Origin of the sequence: Lysobacter sp. 22409 (genome assembly GCF_052045105.1) — a bacterium.
GTDB classification, from domain to species: domain Bacteria; phylum Pseudomonadota; class Gammaproteobacteria; order Xanthomonadales; family Xanthomonadaceae; genus Lysobacter; species Lysobacter antibioticus_B.
In genome coordinates, this window is sequence record NZ_JBQEOE010000030.1 from 1 (window position 1) to 20,780 (window position 20,780).

General features: G+C 69.4%; 14 protein-coding genes. 8 read left to right on the plus strand and 6 right to left on the minus strand.

Features of this window, described 5'->3' with window-relative positions; genetic code table 11:
• Positions 1 to 682: 682 nt before the first annotated feature.
• The 3 genes from recQ to ACTJJK_RS15280 form a co-directional block, all read right to left on the minus strand.
• A complete protein-coding gene (gene recQ / locus ACTJJK_RS15270; RefSeq protein ID WP_031372877.1) occupies positions 683 to 2,497 on the minus strand; it encodes a DNA helicase RecQ in 1,815 nt (604 codons plus the stop codon).
• Positions 2,498 to 2,593: 96 nt separating this feature from the next.
• Entirely contained in the window at positions 2,594 to 3,043 is a 450-nt protein-coding gene (locus tag ACTJJK_RS15275) for a nuclear transport factor 2 family protein (RefSeq protein ID WP_031372876.1), read from the minus strand.
• A complete protein-coding gene (locus ACTJJK_RS15280) occupies positions 3,040 to 3,930 on the minus strand; it encodes a nuclear transport factor 2 family protein (protein WP_440730642.1) in 891 nt (296 codons plus the stop codon). The genes ACTJJK_RS15275 and ACTJJK_RS15280 overlap by 4 nt, the downstream gene beginning before the upstream one ends.
• 179 nt (positions 3,931 to 4,109) lie before the next feature.
• On the opposite strand from ACTJJK_RS15280, the gene ACTJJK_RS15285 reads away from it, so the two are divergent.
• A complete protein-coding gene (locus ACTJJK_RS15285; RefSeq protein ID WP_031372874.1) occupies positions 4,110 to 5,024 on the plus strand; it encodes a LysR substrate-binding domain-containing protein in 915 nt (304 codons plus the stop codon).
• Positions 5,025 to 5,144: 120 nt separating this feature from the next.
• Here the strand turns inward: ACTJJK_RS15285 and ACTJJK_RS15290 are convergent, their stop codons facing one another.
• Complete coding sequence (locus tag ACTJJK_RS15290; RefSeq protein ID WP_036149088.1) at positions 5,145 to 5,726, minus strand: Dps family protein; 582 nt, start codon at positions 5,724 to 5,726, stop codon at positions 5,145 to 5,147.
• Between the two features lie 135 nt (positions 5,727 to 5,861).
• Here ACTJJK_RS15290 and hrpA point away from each other — a divergent pair, with 135 nt between their 5' ends.
• The gene (gene hrpA, locus ACTJJK_RS15295) at positions 5,862 to 9,911 is read left to right on the plus strand and encodes an ATP-dependent RNA helicase HrpA (protein WP_440730643.1); all 4,050 of its coding nucleotides are present in this window, start codon (positions 5,862 to 5,864) and stop codon (positions 9,909 to 9,911) included.
• A 36-nt stretch (positions 9,912 to 9,947) separates the two neighbouring features.
• Here the strand turns inward: hrpA and ACTJJK_RS15300 are convergent, their stop codons facing one another.
• The gene (locus ACTJJK_RS15300; protein WP_057972666.1) at positions 9,948 to 10,427 is read right to left on the minus strand and encodes a hypothetical protein; all 480 of its coding nucleotides are present in this window, start codon (positions 10,425 to 10,427) and stop codon (positions 9,948 to 9,950) included.
• An 89-nt stretch (positions 10,428 to 10,516) separates the two neighbouring features.
• The gene (locus tag ACTJJK_RS15305) at positions 10,517 to 11,041 is read right to left on the minus strand and encodes a hypothetical protein (protein WP_031372870.1); all 525 of its coding nucleotides are present in this window, start codon (positions 11,039 to 11,041) and stop codon (positions 10,517 to 10,519) included.
• Positions 11,042 to 11,161: 120 nt separating this feature from the next.
• On the opposite strand from ACTJJK_RS15305, the gene ACTJJK_RS15310 reads away from it, so the two are divergent.
• The 6 genes from ACTJJK_RS15310 to ACTJJK_RS15335 all read left to right on the plus strand — a co-directional run bounded on the left by ACTJJK_RS15310 (position 11,162) and on the right by ACTJJK_RS15335 (position 20,779).
• On the plus strand, positions 11,162 to 13,306 hold the full coding sequence (locus ACTJJK_RS15310) for a RelA/SpoT family protein (RefSeq protein WP_152566295.1): 2,145 nt from the start codon (positions 11,162 to 11,164) through the stop codon (positions 13,304 to 13,306).
• A gap of 275 nt (positions 13,307 to 13,581) precedes the next feature.
• Entirely contained in the window at positions 13,582 to 15,204 is a 1,623-nt protein-coding gene (locus ACTJJK_RS15315; protein WP_440730644.1) for a hypothetical protein, read from the plus strand.
• A gap of 244 nt (positions 15,205 to 15,448) precedes the next feature.
• Positions 15,449 to 16,456, plus strand: a complete 1,008-nt coding sequence (locus ACTJJK_RS15320; protein WP_223620272.1) for a glycosyltransferase family 2 protein — start codon at positions 15,449 to 15,451, stop codon at positions 16,454 to 16,456.
• Position 16,457: 1 nt separating this feature from the next.
• Complete coding sequence (locus tag ACTJJK_RS15325; RefSeq protein ID WP_051885163.1) at positions 16,458 to 17,402, plus strand: glycosyltransferase family 2 protein; 945 nt, start codon at positions 16,458 to 16,460, stop codon at positions 17,400 to 17,402.
• Positions 17,403 to 17,740: 338 nt separating this feature from the next.
• Positions 17,741 to 20,143: a penicillin-binding protein 1B gene (gene mrcB, locus ACTJJK_RS15330; protein WP_036149093.1), complete on the plus strand. Its 2,403-nt coding sequence runs from the start codon at positions 17,741 to 17,743 to the stop codon at positions 20,141 to 20,143.
• A 3-nt stretch (positions 20,144 to 20,146) separates the two neighbouring features.
• Positions 20,147 to 20,779, plus strand: coding sequence for a hypothetical protein (locus ACTJJK_RS15335; RefSeq protein WP_051885162.1), 633 nt, complete (start codon positions 20,147 to 20,149; stop codon positions 20,777 to 20,779).
• The last annotated feature ends 1 nt before the right edge of the window (position 20,780 follow it).

The following is a 20,780-nucleotide window of genomic DNA, read 5'->3' on the forward strand; positions in this document are numbered from 1 at the left end:
TTCGATAGGACATCCTTGTCCTATCGAAAAACGGCGCACGTCCTGTGCGCCGCCCTCCGGGTCTACGGTTGCATCGCGAGCTCATCGTTGCGCCAAGCTTTCACGGCAATAGCAACAGCAATAGCGCCGCGGTTGAGAGATGGAAGCCTATCTCGGTCGACGATGGTCGCTAAACGATCATCGTCACGGTCGCGGCTTGCGTCGCTCCTACCCTGAAGCAGCGTAGGCGTTGCTGTTGCTGTGCGTCGTCTCGCACTAGCGAAGGCAACAGCAGACCCGGAGGGCGGCCTGCAGGGATGCAGGCCGTTTTTCATCGGGACAGGGATGTCCCGTATGAAAAATCCCTGCGTCGGCATCGCTCGTGCGGGCTGGTGATTCAAAGAAAAGCATTTTTCTTTGGTTACCTTTCTTTTGTTGCTTATGACAAAAGAAAGTAACCCGCCGCTTTAGTGGCGGAAGCTTTTAGCGTTTGATCTTGATCTAACTGAGCGATACGCCGCAAGAGCGTCGCAGCGCGGTCGCGGCTCGCGCCGCTCCTACCCCTACGAAAGTTTGTCGCTTCTATGGGCGTCATCGGCGTTGCGATGGCTGCGCGTCCAGCGGTCGCGACTCACGTCGCTCCTACATGAACCCTACCGAAGCGACGAAGCAAGGACGTGCCCCAAGCCGCCCAGCGCAACCCTCACCCTTGATCGAACAAATGCTGCAACACCGCCTCGCCATAGCGATCCAACTTGCTGGCCCCGATCCCGGGAATACGCGCCAATTCGTCGAGATCGTCCGGCGCATGCTCGGCGATCGCGCGCAAGGTGCTGTCGTGGAAGATCACATAGGCCGGGACGTTCTGCTCGCGCGCCGTTGTCGAACGCCACTCGCGCAGGGCGTTGAAACGCACCAGCGATTCCGGGTCGAGGTCGATCATCGGCGCCGCGCTCGCACCGCCGCGGGACTTGCGCGCGCCGCCTGCGGCCTTCGGTGCCTCGGTGCGGAAGCGCAGGCTGCGTTCGCCGCGCAGCACCGGGCCGCTGTCGGCGGTCAGGCGCAGGGCGCCATGGCGCTCGATGTCGGCTTCGAGCAGCCCGCCGGCCACCAACTGGCGGAATACGCTGCTCCATTGCTTGGCGTCGAGGTCGCTGCCGATGCCGAAGGTGCTGAGCTGTTCGTGATTGAAGCGGGTGATCTTCTCGGTCTGCGCGCCGCGCAATACGTCGATGACGTGGCCGGCGCCGAAGCGTTGGCCGGTGCGGTAGACGCAGGACAGCGCCTTGCGTGCGGCCTCGGTGCCGTCCCAGCTTTGCGGCGGCTCCAGGCAGTTGTCGCAATTGCCGCAGCCGCCCGGGTGCGGTTCGCCGAACCACCCCAGCAGGCTCTTGCGCCGGCATTCGGTGGATTCGCAGAACCCCAGCAGGGAGTCGAGTTTGCGCAGTTCCAGTCGCTTGCGTTCTTCGCCGGCCTCGCCTTGCTGGATCAGCTGGCGCAGGTTGACCACATCGCCGAGGCCGTAGCACAGCCAGGCCTCGGCCGGTTCGCCGTCGCGGCCGGCGCGGCCGGTTTCCTGGTAATACCCCTCGATCGACTTGGGCAGGTCGACGTGGGCGACGAAACGCACGTCGGGTTTGTCGATGCCCATGCCGAAGGCGATGGTGGCGACCATGACCACGCCGTCTTCCTGCAGGAAACGGCGCTGGTTGCCGGCGCGCAGCGAGGCGTCCATGCCGGCGTGGTAGGGCAGGGCGCGGATGCCGGCGGCGACCAGTTGCTCGGCGATCGATTCCACGCGCTTGCGCGAGAAGGCGTAGACGATGCCGCTGTCGCCGCGATGCGCGCTGAGGAAATCGAGCAGCTGGCGGGTGCCGTTGTCTTTGTGGACGACGCGGTAGCGCAGGTTCGGCCGGTCGAAGGAACTGACGAAGCGGCGCGCGTCTTCCAGGTTCAGGCGTTCGGCGATCTCGCGCTGGGTCGGCGCGTCGGCGGTCGCGGTCAGGGCGATGCGCGGGATGTCCGGCCAACGCTCGTGAAGGATGGTCAGTTCGCGGTATTCGGGGCGGAAGTCGTGGCCCCATTGCGATACGCAGTGGGCCTCGTCGATCGCGAACAGCGAGATGCGCGCGCGGTCGATCAGCGACAGGCAACGCGGGCTCAGCAGGCGCTCGGGAGCGACGTACAGCAGGTCGAGTTCGCCGTCGAGCAACTGCCGCTCGACCGCCGCGGCTTCGGCGGCGTCGAGGGTGGAGTTGAGGTAGGCCGCGCGCACGCCGAGCTGGCGCATCGCCTCGACCTGGTCCTGCATCAGTGCGATCAGCGGCGAAATGACCAGGCCGCAGCCATCGCGCAGCAAGGACGGGATCTGATAGCACAGCGACTTGCCGCCGCCGGTCGGCATCAGCACCAGGGCGTCGCCGCCGTCGATCACGTGTTGGACGATTTGGGCTTGTTCGCCGCGGAACGCGGTATGGCCGAAAACGCGATGGAGGAGTTCGAGTGCGGGCTGCTGCATGCGCCTAGTCTAGCGGCGCGGCGTCGCAGACGGTCGCGACGAGGCCGCGAGCGCCGCTGAAACGCGGTCGCCGTCGTGGCGCGCCAGGGCCGCGGCTCAGCGCGAGCGCCGCTTGATGTGCCAGACGTTGCAGATCTTGTCGTTACGGACCTGATAAATCGTCAACCCGTCGACGGTCTTGCCGTCGGCGGTGCCGGTGACGCGTTCGCGCGCCACCACCATGTCGTCCAGCGATTGCAGACCCAGGATCTCGACCCGCGGATGCGGGCGCTTGGCGAAGGCGGCGCGGTAATAGCGCGAACGCGCCTGCGGCGTGGCCTCGGCGATGAGGGGCTGGCCGGGCAGGGGTTCGTCGTCGCCGCGGCGCCAGGCGCCGGCATCGGCGGTGGCCTGGGCCAGGAAAGCCTCGGCGTCGGCGTCGTTCCAGGCCTGGACGTAGCGGCGGACCACGACTTCCTGGGCGTCGTCGGCGGCGACGATGGCGGCGACGGCGGCGCCCGCCGATAGCGCCGACAGTGCGATCAGCAGGATTGGCATCCGCTTCATGGCCGCGCCCCGGCGGCGGCCGAGACGACCGCATCGGCGGGGCGGGCGATTTTCTGCAGAGGCCACAGGTCGAGGACGCGACCGTCGCGGACGCGCAGGATCGCCAACATCTCGTAGGTCTCACCGGCGGCGGCCGAGGTGCCGCGGGTGCGGATGCGCTCGTGGGTCACGACCAGGTCGCCGACGGCGAAGGCATCGAGCAGGTCGACTTGCACCGAGGGGCCGTCCGCATAAAGCGCCCGATAGGTCTTGGCGCGGCTGGCCTCGTCGACGACGGCGCGCGAGGGCAGGTCGGCCAGTTGGTGCGGGTCTTCGGCGCGGCGGAAGTGGCGGGCATCGGCGGCGAACAGGGCGAGGAAGCGTTCGGCGTCGGCGCGGTTGTTGGCCTCGACCAGCGCACGCGCGGTGGCCACGGCGCCGGCAGCCTGCGGCCGGTTGTCGGCGGTTTCCTTGCCGACGTGCCACAGGTCTTCGATCAGGCCGTCGCGGACCCGGTACACCACCATCAGGACCTGCGGCTCGGCGCGCTTGGGGTCGGCGATGTGGACCCGGGATACCACCAGTTCGCCGAGCGCGACCGTGCGGGTCTGCTCGATATGCGGGGTGTCGGGTTGCGCCATGGCCTTGGCGAAATGCGCGCGCAGGCGCTCGGCGCCGTACATCTGTTCCAGGCGCCTGCCGACCAGGGCGTGCGGGTCGGCGGGCAGGCCGAAGATCTGCGCCTGCGGGGCGTACAGGGCGAGAAAGGCTTCCAGGTCGTTGCGGTTGAGCGCGTCGAAGTCGGCGGCGACGACGGCGGCCGGGTCGGCCGCGGAGCCGGCCCCGGCCTCGGCCGGGATAAGGCCCATCAGAGCCAGCGAAAGCACGAGCGTGAATCGACGTTGCATGGCGGTGCTCCGGAGAGAGAGGCGAGACCTGTTTGCCCAAGCTCGGCTTTTGGCAGATAGTCCTGCCGCGGGCGGTGGCGACCGGTCCGGGCGCTGCCCGGCGTGGGTTTCGGACTAGGCTAGGAGCGGGTGGGGCGGCCGACAACGCGAAAATCGCGCCAGATACATAAGGTCAGATTATGGATATATCGACATTGCCGCCGCTCAGCGCGATCCGCGCCTTCGAGGCCGCCGCGCGCCTGCAGAGCTTCACCCGCGCCGCCGAGGAGCTGGACATGACCCAGGCTGCGGTCAGTTACCAGATCAAGCGCCTGGAACAGCGGCTGGGCCTGGTGTTGTTCCAGCGCTTGCCGCGCAAGGTGGTGCTGACCCGGGCCGGCGAGCGGTTGGCGCCGACGGTGCTCGACAGCTTCCAGGCGCTGCGTTCGGCCTTCGCCCAAAGCCAGGCGCGCTCCGAAGCCGAACTGGCGATCACCTCGCTGCCGACCATCGGCGCCAATTGGCTGGTGCCGCGCCTGGGCGGGTTTCAGCTGGCGCATCCGCGGTTGGCGGTGCGCCTGGACACCGGCGTGCCCCTGGTCGACCTGGCCCAGGGCGAGTTCGACGTCGGCATCCGCAACGGCCGCGGCGAATGGTCAGGATTAAGCGCGCATTTCCTGTTGCCGGGTCTGTTCACGCCGCTGTGCAGCCCGGACCTGATCGAAAGCGGCGCGCTGCGGACGCCGGCGGATCTGTTGACCCTGCCGCGGATCGGTCGCGAACGCTGGTGGCGCAGTTGGTTGGAAGCAGCGGGCGTCGGCGATGCCGATCTGTCGGCCCGGCCCGGGGTCGAACTGGGGGTCGAGCAATACGAAGTGACCGCGGCGATCGCCGGGCACGGCGTGGCGATCACCTCGCCGCTGTTCTTCCGCAGCGAACTCGCCTCGGGGCGGTTGGTGCAGCCGTTCGAACTGGTGCTGCGCGACGAGCGCGACTACTGGCTGGCCTATCCCGAGGTGCGCCGCGGCAGCGCCAAGATCCGCGCCTTCCGCGACTGGTTGCTGGCGCAGGCGCAGGCCGACGCGCTGGGCTGGGACGGCGGCGGGCGGCGGTGAGAACCGGCGCTAAGGTCGACGCCAGGTAATGAAAAACCCCTCTCCCGCGGGGCGGAAGAGGGGTTTGGTACAGCGCGGCGGGCCGGCACGGACGCTCCGCGCCGGCCTGCCTTCAACGGTTTACTGCAGCAGCGAACGCAGCATCCACGCATACTTCTCGTGGGTCTGCAGACGCTGGGTCAGCAGGTCTTCGGTCGGCGCGTCGTCGACGTCGTCGGCCTGGTCGAGTACCTTGCGCGCGGTGCGGCAGACCGCTTCGTTGCCGACCACGAGCTGGCGGACCATCTCGCGCCAGTCGGCGCTGTCGGTCAGGCCCGGCTCTTCGGTGATCGAGGACAGCTTGACGAATTCGGCGTAGGAACCCGGTGCGTTGAAGCCCAGCGCGCGGATGCGCTCGGCGATGTCGTCCAGCGCGGTCCACTGCTCGGTGTACTGGGTTTCGAACATGACGTGCAGGGCGTTGAACATCGGGCCCGTCACGTTCCAATGGAAGTTGTGGGTCTTCAGGTACAGGGTGTAGCTGTCGGCCAGGAAGCGCGACAGACCTTCGGCGATCTTCTTGCGATCGCCCGACGAGATCCCGATATCGATCGAGGGTGCGCTGTCGGCGGCCGACGGCGACGCGGCCGGGGCGACCGACACCTTGTCCGATTTGGTCTTGTCCGTTTTGCTGGTCTTGGCGGGCTTATTGGGCTTGGCCATGTGCGACTCCTTCTCCGATGCGGGCGATCGAACGGTTTCGATCGGGGGTTTTTTGAACAATGCGGCGACAATAGGCGCAGTCGGCCGCGAAGTGAAATGGTTTGTGCCTAGCGTTGCGATACGAACGATCTATCGATGAAGAGTACCGATTCCAATCAGTCTAGCCACGAGAATGCTAGTGCCGCGTTACGACAGGCGCGGCATGCGATCGATGGCGCCTTGAGCCGCGACCGCGGTCGCTTGCACGGCCTGTGGTCGCGCTGGAGCGGCAAGCCCGGCGACGAGCGCGCGCGCGCTGCATTCGCGCAGGCCCTGGCGGCATCGGTGGCGCAGCGCGAAGCGCGGGCGGCCTCGCTGCCGCGCGCGCCGGTCGACCCGGGTTTGCCGATCGCGGCCGAAGCCGAGCGCATCGTCGAGTTGATCCGCAAGCATCCGGTGGTGGTGATCGCCGGCGAGACCGGCTCGGGCAAGACCACCCAGTTGCCGAAGCTATGCCTGGCCGCCGGGCGCGGCGCCGCCGGCATGATCGGCTGCACCCAGCCGCGCCGCATCGCCGCGCGCGCGGTGGCCCGGCGCGTGGCCGAGGAATTGCAGACGCCGCTCGGCGAGACCGTCGGCTACCAGGTCCGCTTCAACGACAACGTCGGCGAGCGTACCGCGATCAAGTTCATGACCGACGGCATCCTGCTGGCGGAGATCCAGTCCGACCGCTGGCTGTCGGCCTACGACACGATCCTGATCGACGAGGCCCACGAACGCAGCCTCAACATCGATTTCCTGCTCGGCTATCTGAAGCAACTGCTGAAGAAGCGGCCCGACCTGAAGATCATCGTGACCTCGGCGACCATCGACACCGAGCGCTTCGCCGCGCATTTCGACGGTGCGCCGGTGGTCAGCGTGGAGGGCCGCGGCTATCCGGTGACGGTGCGCTACCGGCCGCTGGAAGGCGAGGGCGAGAGCCAGGTCGACGGCCGCGTGCGCGAGGCCCGCCAGGGCGAACGCAGCGTCAACGACGGCATCGTCGCGGCCTGCGACGAAATCACCCGCGAGGACCCGCGCGGCGACGTGCTGATCTTCCTGTCCGGCGAGCGCGAAATCCGCGACGCCCACCAGGCGCTGGAGCGGCGCAAGTACCGCGAGACCGAAGTGCTGCCGCTGTACGCGCGGTTGTCGGTGCGCGACCAGGACCGGGTGTTCAACCCCGGGCCGAAGCGCCGCATCGTGCTCGCGACCAACGTCGCCGAGACCTCGCTGACGGTGCCGCGGATCCGCTACGTGGTCGACCCGGGCCTGGCCCGGGTCAAGCGTTACAGCCCGCGCGGCAAACTTGACCGGCTGCACATCGAACCGGTCTCGCAAGCCAGCGCCGACCAGCGCAAAGGCCGCTGCGGCCGCATCAGCGAAGGCACCTGCTACCGCCTCTACAGCGAGGCCGATTTCGAGTCGCGGCCGCGCTACACCGACCCGGAAATCCGCCGCGCCGCCTTGGCCGGGGTGATCCTGCGCATGCTGTCGCTGGGCCTCGGACATATCGAGGACTTCCCGTTCCTGGAACCGCCGGACGGCCGCGCCATCGCCGACGGCTGGCAACAGCTGTCGGAACTCGGTGCGGTCGGCGAGGACAAGAAGCTCACCGCCACCGGCCGGACCATGGCGCGCTTGCCGGTCGACGTGAAACTCGCGCGCATGCTGGTCGCGGCCAATGCCCACGGCTGCCTGCGCGAGATGATCCCGATCGCCGCCTTCCTCGGCATCCAGGACCCGCGCGAGCGTCCGTCCGACCAGCGCGCCGCCGCCGACAACGCGCATGCCGAGTTCGCCGACCCGCGTTCGGAGTTCGTCGGCATCCTTAAATTGTGGGATGCCTACCAGGGCGCCCACGAAGAGCTGACCCAATCCAAGCTGCGCAGTTGGTGCGAGAAGCATTTCCTCGGCTTCCTGCGCATGCGCGAGTGGCGCGAGCTGCACCGGCAACTCAAGCTCGTGTGCGAGGAGACGGGACTCGGGACCAGGGACTCGGAACTCGACCAGCCTGCTGTCACCGCTTCTGCGAGTCCCGAGTCCCGAAACCCGAGTCCCGAGGGTTACGCCAGACTGCACCGCGCCCTGATCGCCGGCCTGCCGACCCAGATCGGTTTCCGCGCCGACCGCGGTTTCTACGACGGCCCGCGCGGGCGCAAGTTCCAGTTGTTCCCGGGCTCGCCACTGGCCAAGAAGCCGCCGCCGTGGGTGTTGTCGGCGACCCTGCTCGACACCGAGCGGGTGTGGTCGATGACCAACGCGACCATCGAGCCGGACTGGGCGATCCAGGAACTGCCGCATCTGCTGGCGCGGCGCCATCACGACCCGCGCTGGGCGCGCTCGCAAGGGCGGGTGGTCGGCAGCGAACAAATCAGTCTGTTCGGCCTGGTGCTCGCGCCGAAGCGGCCGATCCATTACGGCGCGCTGTACCCGGAGGAAAGCCGCGCGATCTTCGCCCGCGACGCCCTGGTGACCGGCGAGATCAACACCCGCTCCGCGTTCCTGGCGCGCAACCTCGCCACCCTGGCCAAGGCCCACGACGAAGAAGCCAAGCAACGCCGCGCCGGCCTGGTGGTCGACGAGGAATGGATGGCGCAGTGGTACCTCGACCGCCTGCCGGCGCAGGTCCACAACGTGCAGGCGCTGGACGCCTGGTACCACAAGCTGCCGGCCGAGGACAAAGCCAAGCTGGAGTGGTCGAACGCCGAGCTGATGATCGGCGGCGAAAGCGAGGCCGCGCGGTTCCCGCCGTATCTGCAGCTCGGCAATGCGCGGCTGGCGGTGAGCTATCGCTTCGAGCCGGGCGCGGCCGACGACGGCATGACCCTGGCGGTGCCGTTGCACCTGCTCAATGCACTCGATCCGGCGCAGCTGTCGTGGCTGGCGCCGGGGTTCGTCGCCGACAAGGCCGCGGCCCTGATCAAGAGCCTGCCGAAGATCCTGCGCCGCAACTTCGTGCCGGCGCCGGATTTCGCCAAGGCTTTCCACGAGGCACACAGCAAACCCGAGGCCGACGATCTGGTCGGCACGCTCGCGCGTTTCCTGCGCAAGCTGACCGGGGTCGAGGTGGCGGCGACGGATTTCGATCCGGCTTCGATCGAGCCGCATCTGCGCATGAACCTGCGTCTGCTCGAGCTCGCCGATGCGCGTGCCGACAAGGGCGCCGGCATGGCCCAGGCCGCGGTGGTGCTGGCGGAGTCGCGCGATCTCGATGAGCTGCGCGCGCGCTTCGGCGAGCGTGCGGCGCGCGCCTTCGCCGCGCGCGCCGCCGACGGCCTCGGCCAGCGCGGGCTGACCGCATTCCCGGAGCAGGCGATCCCGATGTCGGTGCCCGGCGCGGCCGGCGTGCCGGCGTTCCCGGCCTTGCACGACGACGGCGACACGGTCTCGCTGCGCGTGCACGCCGAGCGCGAGGCCGCGTTGCGCGCGCATCCGGGCGGGGTACGGCGTCTGCTGGCACTGGCGATGGCCGACAAGCTCAAGCAGGCGCGCAAGCAACTGCCGGTGCAGGCCAAGACCGGCTTGTTGTACGCCGCGATCGAATCGGCCGCGCCGCGTCAGAACGGCCTGCGCGACAGCGACCGGCTGCGCGAGGATCTGGTCGACGGCGCCCTGCAGTCCCTGCTCGGCGACGATGCCGAACTGATCGCGGTGCGCGATGCGGCGGCCTTCGAGGCCCGTCGCGAGGCGGTCGCGCGCAAACTGTTCCCGGAGGCGACCGAACGCCTGGCGCAGGCCGAGGCCATCTTGACTGCGGTCGCCGACGTGCGTTCGCGCCTGGAGTCGTCGTTGATGGGCTGGGCCAGCGGCAACCTCGACGACATGCGCGCGCAGCTCGCGCGGCTGACGCCGCCGGGCTTCCTGCGCAACGTCGCGACCACCGCGCTGGCGGAGTACCCGCGTTATCTGAAGGCCCTGGCGGTGCGCAGCGAGCGCGCCTTGCGCGATCCGGTGCGCGACCAGGCGCGGATGCTCGAGCTCAAGCCCTTCGTCGAGGCCTTCGATGCAGCGAACGCCGCCGGCCGGGCCGAGGCTGCCGGCTGGCAGGCGCTGCGCTGGGAGATCGAGGAGCTGCGGGTGTCGCTGTTCGCCCAGGAGCTGGGCGTGCGCGGCGGCGTGTCGCCGAAGAAGCTCGCGCAACGACTGGCGTCGCTGCGCGCTTGAGCCGTTGGCAGAAGCGCGCCTTCGGGCGCGCCGCGCTCAGTCGAGGCGGCGGACCTTGGCCTTCGGCGTCTGCCCTTCGACTTCCAGGAACCAGCCGCCCATCAGGCCGGGCTTGATGGTGACCTTCGGCGGCGGCACCGGCTTGCCGAGGAACAGCGAGCCTTCGGTCACCCGCCAGCGCTGGCCGTTTTCGAGTTCGAACACGGTGCCGATCGACCAGCCGCGGAACTCGCCCTTGAGCGCGCTCTGCACCGGTTCCACGTCGCCGCGGTCGAGCAGGCCCTTGCGTTCCGAACGCACCGCCTTGGTGGCCTCGGCGACGGCCGCAGTCTGCTCCTGCGACAACAGTTCGTTGAGCAGGGCCAGTTGCTGCGGCGACAGGGTGTCGAGCCCGGTGGCCTTCATCTGTTCGGCATTGAAGCGTTGTTCGACCGCGACATAGGGACGCTCGGCGCCGAACGCGGCGGGCGCGATCGCGAGCAGGACGGCAACGGTCAACGAGGACAGCACACGCATGTCGGACTCCGGACGGGGCAGCGGCGAAACGGTGAAGGAGAACGCCCGCGCGCCGACGCCGTGGGGCGTCGGAGCACGGGCGGCATTCATTACTTGACGCGGGTGACCTTGGCGCGGGTGTTGTAGCCGTCGACCGAGAGGAACCAGGCGCCGCCGATCACGCTGGGGTTGATGCGCACCTGCGGCGAATCCAGGTGCACGCCGGGCAGGTCGACGCCGTCGACCTGGCGCCATTCCTGGCCGTTGTCGAGCACGTAGACCTGGCCCTGGCCGTAGCCGTCGAACTTGCCGTTGAGGCGGGCGACCACCGCTTCGCGCGAGCCCGAACCGAGGAAACCGCGGTTCTCGTGCTTGACCAATTCGCGGGTTTCTTCTTTGGCCTTGACCACGGCCTTGCTGGTCTCGGCGTCGAGGGTGCGGTTGAGCCAGGCGTTCAGATTGGCGAGCTGTTCCGGGCTGAGCTGGTCGAGACCGGCGGCCTTGAACTGTTCGGCGCTCATCTGTTGTTCGATCTTGGACTGGGCGAGGGCGGCCGGCGCGCTCAGCGCCAGGGCGATCGCGACACCAGCGGCGATCAGCAAGGGACGCAATGCGGAAGGGTGAATCGCGGACATCGTGCTGTTCCTCGGGGCGGTTGCTCGCTAGTGTAGTCGCTCGTCCCTTGCGCTTCGAACCTCTTCTCCCCCGTTGTGAACGCGTCTCCCGCCGAGTCCCGCCATTCCCCTGCCGACGTGCTGGCTCTGCCTGCGGCGGCGATCATCGCCGGGCCCTTGCGCAAGGCGCTGGAAGCCGCTGCGCAGAGGCCGGAGGCCGGCGAGGGCGCACTCGATTCGCCGGCCGTCATCGCCGCCACCCTGGACGCGCTGGCCCTGCTCGATGCCGACAGCGACACGGTCGCGGCGGCGATCCTGCACGCCTACCCGGGCTGGGCGAAGGCGCTCGGGCCGGGCTTCGAACGCGAGCATCCCCTGTTGGCGGCCTTGCTCGACGGCCAGCGCGCCGCCGGCCAGGTCTGGGCGCTGCATGCCGAACAGGGCCGGCGCTCGGGCACCGAGGGCCTGCGCCGATTGCTGCTGGCGATCGTGCGCGACCTGCGGGTGGTGCCGATTCTGTTGGCGCGGCAACTGGCGCGCATGCGCCATGCCGAACGCCTGCCGCCGGACACCCGCCGCGAATTGGCGGCGCTGACCCGCGACATTCATGCGCCGCTGGCCAACCGGCTCGGCATCTGGCAGCTCAAGTGGGAGCTGGAAGACCTGGCCTTCCGCTACCTGGAGCCGCAGACCTACCAGAAGATCGCGCGCCTGCTCGACGAGAAACGCGGCGACCGCGAGCGCTACATCGAGCAGGTCAAGCGCACCCTGCGCGAGGCGATGGCCGCGCAGGGCCTCAAGGCCGAAGTCGCGGGCCGGCCCAAGCACATCTACAGCATCTGGAAGAAGATGCAGCGCAAGGACGTGCCGATCGGCGAGCTCTACGACCTGCGCGCGGTGCGGGTCATGGTCGAGGACCTGGCCTCGTGCTACGCCGCGCTCGGCGTGGTGCACGCGCAGTGGACGCCGATCCCGAGCGAGTTCGACGACTACATCGCCCGGCCCAAGCGCAACGACTACCGTTCGCTGCACACCGCCGTGGTCGGGCCCGAGGGCAAGACCCTGGAAGTGCAGATCCGCACCGAAGAGATGCACCGCCAGGCCGAACTCGGCGTGGCCGCGCACTGGAAGTACAAGGAAGTCGGCAGCCACAGCGCCGACGCCGCGTTCGACCGCAAGATCGCCTGGATGCGGCGCCTGCTCGACAGCAAGAGCGAAGGCGGCAGCGACGGCGCCGACGCCGCGCTGGCGAGCGAGCTGGACACCGAGTTGGTCGAGGACCGGGTCTACGTGCTGACGCCGAAGGGCGAGGTGATCGACCTGCCGACCGGCGCCACCCCGCTGGATTTCGCCTACCACGTGCACACCGAGGTCGGGCACCGCTGTCGCGGCGCCAAGGTCGACGGCCGCATCGTGCCGCTCGACCACAAGCTGCGCAGCGGCGACCGGGTCGAGATCCTGACCGCCAAGACCGGCGAGCCGCGCCGCGACTGGCTGGTCGCGGCGAACGGCTTCCTGGCCAGCAACCGTTCGCGGGAAAAGGTCCGCAACTGGTTCCACAAGCTCGACCGCTCGCGCAACGAACAGGCCGGGCGCGACCTGCTCGACAAGGAACTGCGCCGGCTCGGCGTGCTCGGCGCCGACCTGGCCCCGGCGCGCGCCCGGTTCAACCTCGCCAACGACGAGGACCTGTACGTGCAGGTCGCGCTGGGCGACATCGGTCCGCACCAGATCGGCCGTGCTCTGCTCGAACACGAGCGCGCACTGTCGGCGCCGCCACCGTCGGCCGCGCCGACCTCGACCACCACGATCCCGCCGGCGCCGCGCAAGACCCCCGGCAAGTCCACCGATTTCACCGTCGAGGGCGTCGGCAACCTGCTGGTGCAGATCTCGCGTTGCTGCCAGCCGCTGCCGGGCGAGCCGATCGCCGGCTACCTGACCCGCGGCCGCGGCGTCAGCGTGCACCGTCCCGACTGCAGCGCCTTCGTCCGCCTCGCCGCGGCCCAGCCGCAGCGCGTGCTGCCGGTGGAGTGGGGCCGTAAGGGCAGCGGCTACGAAGTCGACATCGAAGTACTGGCGCTCGACCGCAAATGGCTGCTCAAGGAAGTGACCAACGTCATCGCCCAGGCCAATGCCCACGTGATCAGCATCCGCAGCGACGTCGAGCGCAGCAGCGCCCAGGTCCGCCTGCGCCTGCGTCTGCGGGTGGCCGATTACGGCCAGCTCTCGACCCTGCTCGGCAAGCTGTCCTCACTGCCGGGCGTGGAGTATGCGCAGCGGCATTGAGTCGCAGGCGCGGCATCATTCCCGCGCCGCGCGCTGTCCCTGTAGGAGCGGCGTAAGCCGCGACCGCGAATCGGCACCCGCCCGCGAAACCGGTCCCGCGTGGAAAATCAGTCGGCCTTTTTCGATGGATACGCAGTCTCCTGACGGTAATGTCGCAGTTCTGTTTCCACGGTCGCGGCTTACGCCGCTCCTACAGGGAGGGCTACGGTTTCCGCCCCAAGGCGGATGCGTCCCCGGAGACAATTGGCACACACGCTGAAGAAGACGCGGCAGTCATGCGCCGGCGTTATCCTGTCGCGGTGAAGCGCGATCCGCCGTCTCCCTCCGACACCTCTGCCGTGCGCATCGAACCGCTGGCCGGGGATTACAGCGCGTTGCGCTTCGATCGGGCACCGCCACGGGAGCGCGACAACGGCTTGCGTGTCCGGCGCTGGGGTCTGCGTGGCGCGATCCTCGTCGCTGCCGGTTTACTGCTGGCGCTGGTCCTCGGGCGGCAGGCGATGTCGGAATGGCTGTGGCCGGACACGCGTGCGCAAAGCCTGCGCGAAGAGGCGACGCGGGCCCTGGCCGAAGGCCGGCTGAGTTCGGCCGATGGCCACGGCGCGCGCGAGTTGTTCGAGGCCGCGCTGGCCCTCGATCCCGACCGCAGCGATGCCCGCGAAGGCCTGGTCAAGGTCGGCCGGGTCGCGCTCGATCAGGCCGGCCAGGCGATCGACGGCGGCCATTTCGACTTCGCCCGACAACGGCTGGATATGGCGCGTCAGTTGGCGACGCCGCGCGACCAGGTCGAAGCCATGGCGCGACGGCTGCGCGAACGCGAAGCGGCCCATGCCGGGCTCGACCGGCTGGTGGCCGATGCCGCGACCGCACGTGCGCAGGGCCGGCTCGACGGTGCGCCCGATGCGGCCCTGCCGCTGTATCTGCGCGTGCTCGCGCTGCAACCGCAACGCAACGACGCCCTCGAAGGCCGCGACGACACCCTCGCCGATCTGCTGCAGTCGGCGCGCAAGGCGCTGACCGACGGCGACCTCGCGCGCGGCGCGGCGGGCATCCAGCGCGTACAGGCCGCCGACCCCGGTCATGCCGATCTGCCGGATGCGCTGAACCTGCTCGAAAGCCATGTCGAACGGCGTCGCCGGGAAAGCGACCTGGCGCTGCGCCGACAGCGTTTCGACGACGCGCTGGCCGGTTACAGCGACCTGCTCGCGGTGCATGCCGACGACGACGCGGCGCGGCGCGGGCTGGCTGCGGTCGCCAACGCCTATGCCGCGCGCAGCGAGCGCCTCGCCGCGGATTTCCGTGTCCCCGAGGCCGAGACCGTGTTGCTGCAGGCGCGCGGTATCGCCGAGAGCGCGGCGATCGAGGTGCCGGCGGTCGCGCTGGCCCAGCAGCATCTCGACCGCGCCCGCGAATCGCGCAAGCGCTTCGAGCAGCAGGCACCGGCCGCGCAACGGCAATCGCTGCGCCGCCTGTTGAGCGAAGCCGCCGCCGCCGAGCAGCGCGGCGACCTGCTGACACCGCCGGGCGACAGCGCCTACGACAAATTGCGCGCGGCCCAGGCGATCGCGCCGCAGGACCCGGCGGTACGCGCCGCTGCGGCGCGCCTGTTGCCGGCCGCCAAGCGTTGCTTCGACAAGGAACTCAGCGCCAACCGCCTGTCGCGCGCCGGCGAATGCCTGGATGCGCGGCGCGCCCTCGAAGGCGGCGGCGCGCCGGCGCGCGAAGCCGCCGCGCGCCTGGCCCAGCGCTGGATCGCGGTCGGCGACGAACGCCTCGGCGCCGGCGAACTGCGCGCCGCCCGCAGCGCGCTCGACGCCGCCCGTTCGCTCGACCCCCGCGCCGCCGGCATCGAAGAACTCAGCGCCCGCGTGCGCAGCGCCGAAGCGGCTTCGAACTGAGGCGGGCGCTGCAGGATCTCGCCGCGGCCGCCGGCACCAGTGCGGTTCGCGGCGGGCGGGCGCCGGCTTTCTCCGATTTGCGCTGTGGCGGGTGGGCTTAGGTACAGCGTCCCGGCACCGCCTGAGCGATAATGCCGCGATTCCTGCCTGGCCTCGACGCTCCCTTGCCCTTCGATACGCCATTCGCCGTCGTTCGATATCCGTTGCGGTGGCGTCAGCGCCCGCGCGCAGAGCGCGTGCCGCAATGAGCATGCTCGATCCGCGCGACGAGGCCGCGGGCTTGGTCGCGACCGTGGTGCTGTGTACCTACAACGGTGTGCGCTATCTGCCGGCCCAGCTCGACAGCCTGCTTTCGCAGCGGCGGCTGCCGGATCGGATCGTGATCGCCGACGATGCCTCGACCGATGCGACCTGGGCTTTGCTCGGCGAGTTCGCGGCGCGGGCCGGCGAGCGCGGCATCGAGGTCGATCTGCAGCGCAATCGGCTCAATCTCGGCTACCTGCGCAACTTCGAGGCGGCGCTGCAGCGCGCCGGGGCCGGCGTGGTGTTCCTGTGCGACCAGGACGACGTCTGGCATGCCGACAAGATCGAGGACTTTCTCGAATCCTTCCGCCGCCGGCCGGCGCTGACCGTCTTGCACGGCGACTCGCGCCTGGTCGACGGCGAAGGCCGCGATCTCGGCCAGCGCATGTTCCAGACCCTGGAGGTCGCCGCTTGGGAACTGGCCGCGGTGCACGGCGGCCGGGGCTTCGACGTGCTGCTCCGGCGCAACATCGTGACCGGCGCGACCATGGCGATGCGGCGCGACTTGCTCGACCGCGCCTTGCCGATTCCGGACGGTTGGGTCCATGACGAGTGGCTGGCCTTGATTGCCGCCGCGACCGGCGAGATCGACTGCGTCGAAGCCCCGACGATCGATTACCGCCAGCATGGCGGCAACCAGATCGGCGCGCGCCGGCGCAGCCTGGTCGAGCGTCTCGGCGGCGGCAAGCAACGGCGCGAACACATGCAGCTGATGGTCGCCAAGCTCGACTCGTTGCGCCGACACATCGATAGTGCCCAGCTCGACGTCGGCGCCGACAAGCGCGCCGCGATCGACGAACGCTGGGCCCACCTGCGCCTGCGTCTGGCGATGCCGACCGGTTTCGGTCGGCGCCTGCCGCTGATCCGCGAAGAATGGCGCCAGGGCCGGTATCACCGTTATTCGGCCGGGCTGCGCTCCCTGGTCTGCGATCTGTTGGGGCTGCGCTGATATGGCCGCCACCCACCCGACCGGCGAGCCGGGGCGCATCGACGTCAGCGCCGCCATCGTCACCTATCACCCGCAGATCGAGCTGCTCGAACGCGTGATCGCCGCGGTCAGGGACCAGGTCGGGCGCGTGCAGATCTTCGACAACGCCAGCACCGGCGAGGCGCTGGAGGCGTATTTCGAGCGGCTGCGCGGGCAGGGTGTCGAGGTGTTCCGCTCCGAACGCAACGTCGGCCTGGGCAGCGCCATCAACCACGCCGCGCGCGCCGCGCGTGCGGCCGGGTTCGGACAGGTGCTGTTGATGGACCAGGACAGCATCGTCGATCCGGACATGGTCGCCGTGCTGATGCGCCACCTGCAGCAACTGCGCGGGCAGGGGCCGGTGGCCGCGGTCGGGCCGCAGTTCCGCGACGAACGCACCGGCGAGGTCGCACCTTTTGTGCAGATCGCCTTCCCGATGAACCGCAAGCTCTACGGCGGGCCGGGGCAGGTGGTCGACTGCGACTTCCTGATCACCTCGGGCACCCTGTTGCCGCTGGACGTGCTCGACACGGTCGGCGGCATGGACGAGGGCTTGTTCATCGACAACGTCGACATCGAATGGAGCTCGCGCGCGCGCCATCGCGGCTATCGCCTGTACGGCATCTGCGATGCGCGCATGCAGCACCGCATCGGCGACCTGGTCCAGGTCTCCAGTCTGATTCCTTATCGCACCGTGGTGCACAGCCCGACCCGGCTGTACTACATGATGCGCAACCGCGTGCTGCTGTACCGTCGCGCCGAAGTGCCGCGCCGCTGGATGGCGCAGGACCTGCCGCGGCTGGTGCTGAAATTCGTCGGCACCGCCTTGTTGCTGAAACCGCGCCCGGCCTATCTGCGCGCGATGCTGCGCGGCTTGCGCGACGGCCTGCGAGGCCGCGACGGGGTGATGCCGCGTGATCTCGGCTGAAAAACAAGGCCGAAGTTCCTGTCCAGGCGCGACATCGCTCGCGCCAAAAAACCACCGGCAACCTGCGACCCGGCAGCCCCTGCGTGCCCAGCCGTCGCCCAAACCCCCTCGACCGCCCCGTCGGCCCTCGCGCCCTAGCTATCGCCAGCTCCGGCCGCCCCCGAACCACCCCACCCAGACCGCATCGCATCCACCCCGCCGGCCCCTCCAGCCCCCGGCCTCAGCCTGCATTCACCGGGTATGAACGCCGATGCCGCCGCCGCGGGGCCCCGGGCACGGGCTCCGGATGCCTGCGCTAGACTTGCCGCGACTCCCTGTGTTGCATATCCGTGGCCCGAATCGATTACGACGAAGACGAGCTCGACAACGACGGTAATGACGGCGACGGCCATGCGCCGACCTGGCGCCGCCGACTGGTGACCTGGGCCCTGGCCGCGATCGGCCTGGGGCTCGGTTTCCTGATTCCGTACACGCTCTATCTCAATCACGAGGTCGGCCAGCGCTTCGGTCAGTTGCGCTGGCAGATTCCGACCCGGGTCTATGCGCGTCCGCTCGAACTGGCGCCGGGCCTGGCCCTGGATCCGGGCACGCTGAAGACCGAACTCGACGCCGCCTCCTACCGCGAGGACAGCGGCGAGCGCCCCGGTACCTATGCCCGCCAGGGCGGCCGTTTCACCGTCGCCAGCCGCGGTTTCAACGATGTCGACGGCGCCGTGCCGGCACGGCGTATCGAAGTCGTGGTGTCCGGCGGCCGCGTCGCCAGCCTGCGCGACCTGACCTCGCGCAAGTCGCTGAAGACCACGCGCCTGGACCCGGCGCGCATCGCCACGCTGTACGGGCAGAAGCAGGAAGAACGCCGCCTGGTGCGGATCGAGGAAGTGCCCGAATTGCTGGTCACCGGCCTGCAGGCCGTCGAGGACCGCGACTTCGCCCATCACATGGGCATCGACCTCAGCGGCATGGCGCGCGCGGCGTTCAAGAACGTCGCCGCCGGCCGCGCCAAGCAGGGCGCCAGCACCCTGACCCAGCAGCTCGCGCGCAGCGGCCTGCTCGGCATCGGCCAGGAACAGACCCTGACCCGCAAGGGCAAGGAAATCATCTACGCCCTGCTGATGGAGGCGCGCTACGACAAGCGCACCATCCTCGAGGCGTATTTCAACCAGGTTTATCTCGGCCAGCGCGGCTCGCAGGCCATCCACGGCGTCGCCGCGGCTTCCGAGTTCTGGTTCGGCCGCGACCTGCGCGATCTCAACACCGAACAGATCGCGTTGCTGATCGGCATCGTGCGCGGCCCGTCCTATTACGACCCGCGGCGCAATCCCGAGCGCGCGCTGGAGCGGCGCAATTTCGTCCTCGGCGAGATGCACGAGACCCAGCTGATCGACGACAAGGAATACCAGCGCGCGTTGAAGACGCCGCTCGGCATCACCTCCAACCCCGGCAGCGTCGCCGCCAATCGTTTCCCGGCGTATGTCGACCTGGTCCGCCGCCAACTCGCGCGCGACTACCCGGCCGATGCGCTCGCCGGCGCCGGCCTCAGCGTCATGAGCGGCATGTCGCCGTCGGCGCAGGCGCAGGCCGAAGGCGCGGTCGCGCGCACCCTCAAGAGCCTAGACAGCAAGCGCCGCCCGCCGTTGCAGGCCGGCCTGGTCGTCACCGACGTGCATAACGGCGAAGTCGTGGCCGTGGTCGGCAGCCGCGAGTTCACCGAGCACGGTTTCAATCGCGCGGTCGAAGCGCAGCGCCCGGTCGGCTCGCTGTTGAAGCCGTTCGTGTACCTGCTGGCGTTGGCGCAGCCGAACGAATTCAGCCTGGCCTCGTGGGTCGACGACTCGCCGGTCACGGTCAAGCTCGGCCGCGGCCGCAACTGGAACCCCGGCAATTCCGACGGCCGCAGCCATGGTCTGGTGCGCATGATCGATGCGCTGGCCATGTCCTATAACCAGGCCACGGTGCGCATCGGCATGAAGGTCGCGCCGGAACGCGTCGCCGACCTGATCAAGACCCTGGCCGGCATCGAAGCGCCGAACAACCCCTCGCTGATCCTCGGTGCGGTCGACCAGAGCCCGTACGCGATGGCGCAGCTGTACCAGTTCCTCGCCTCGGGCGGCGAAATCCAGCCGCTGCATGCGGTGCGCGGCGTGCTCGGCAGCGACGGCAAGGCGGTCAAGCGTTACGACAAAGAACCGGCCCCGGCGCAGGAAGGCGACGCGATCGCCGCGCGCCTGATCACCATCGCCCTGCAGCAGGCGGTCAGCAACGGCACCGGCCGGCAGTTGATCGGCGACGGCCTCGGCCGTCTCTCGCCCGCGGGCAAGACCGGTACCAGCAACGACGGCCGCGACAGCTGGTTCGCCGGCTGGACCGGCGATCACTTGGCGGTGATCTGGGTCGGCAACGACCAGAACCAGACCACCGGCCTGTACGGGGCGACCGGTGCGATGCGGGTGTGGTCGGCGATCTTCTCGCGCCTGCCGACCGCGCCGCTCAAGGTCACCGACAAGGGCCTGGACTGGCAGGCGGTGATCGGCACCCACACCACCGACGCGAGCTGCGTCGGCGCGCGCCGCTTCCCGTTCGTGGCCGGCTTCGCGCCGGAATACGCGCCGTGCCCGGCGCCGCAGGCCGAAGGCGAAGCCTCCGGCGGCGGCTGGCGCGAGTGGTTCGGCATCGGCAAGGACAAGGAAGAACCTGCGCGCGAACCGGCGCCGTCTCCCGATTCCCCGCCCCCGGAGCAGTAAGTCATGAAGTGCAGTGATTTCACCGGCGCCTTCCCCCGAGGTGCCCGGCGCAAAGGCGTCGTCCTGGTCGTCTTGACCTGCCTGGCGAGCGCCTGCGCGGTGGCGCCGCCGCAGCCGGCGCAGTTGGCCGAAGCGAATTTCAACGGCGAGGCCGCGGTCGTCGCGGTGCGCGCCGCCGCCGGCGGCGCCGCGCGCGAACTCGACGTGCAACCGATCCGCGATCCGCAAGTCGAAGATCTGCGCCAGCAGGCCGCGCAACTGGAACGCGCACGCAAGTACGTCGAAGCCGCCGCGGCGCTCGACCAGGCGCTGCAGATCAACGCCGCCGACCCGGCCCTGCTGCAGGAACGCGCCGAGGCGGCGCTGCTGCAGCACCGTCTCGACGATGCCGAGGGCTACGCACAGAAGGCCTTCGATTCCGGGTCCCAGGTCGGCCCGCTGTGCCGCCGTCATTGGGCGACCATCGCCCAGGTGCGGCAGGCGAAGCTCGACGGTGTCGGCGCGGCGATGAAACTGGCGCAGCGGCAGGAGCATTACGACGCCCTGGTGCCGCAGCGCAGCCAGCTCACCGAGGCGAAGAAGCAGGCACAGGCTAAAATCGACGCCTGCACGGTCGCAGCGCCAGCGCGGTATTGAA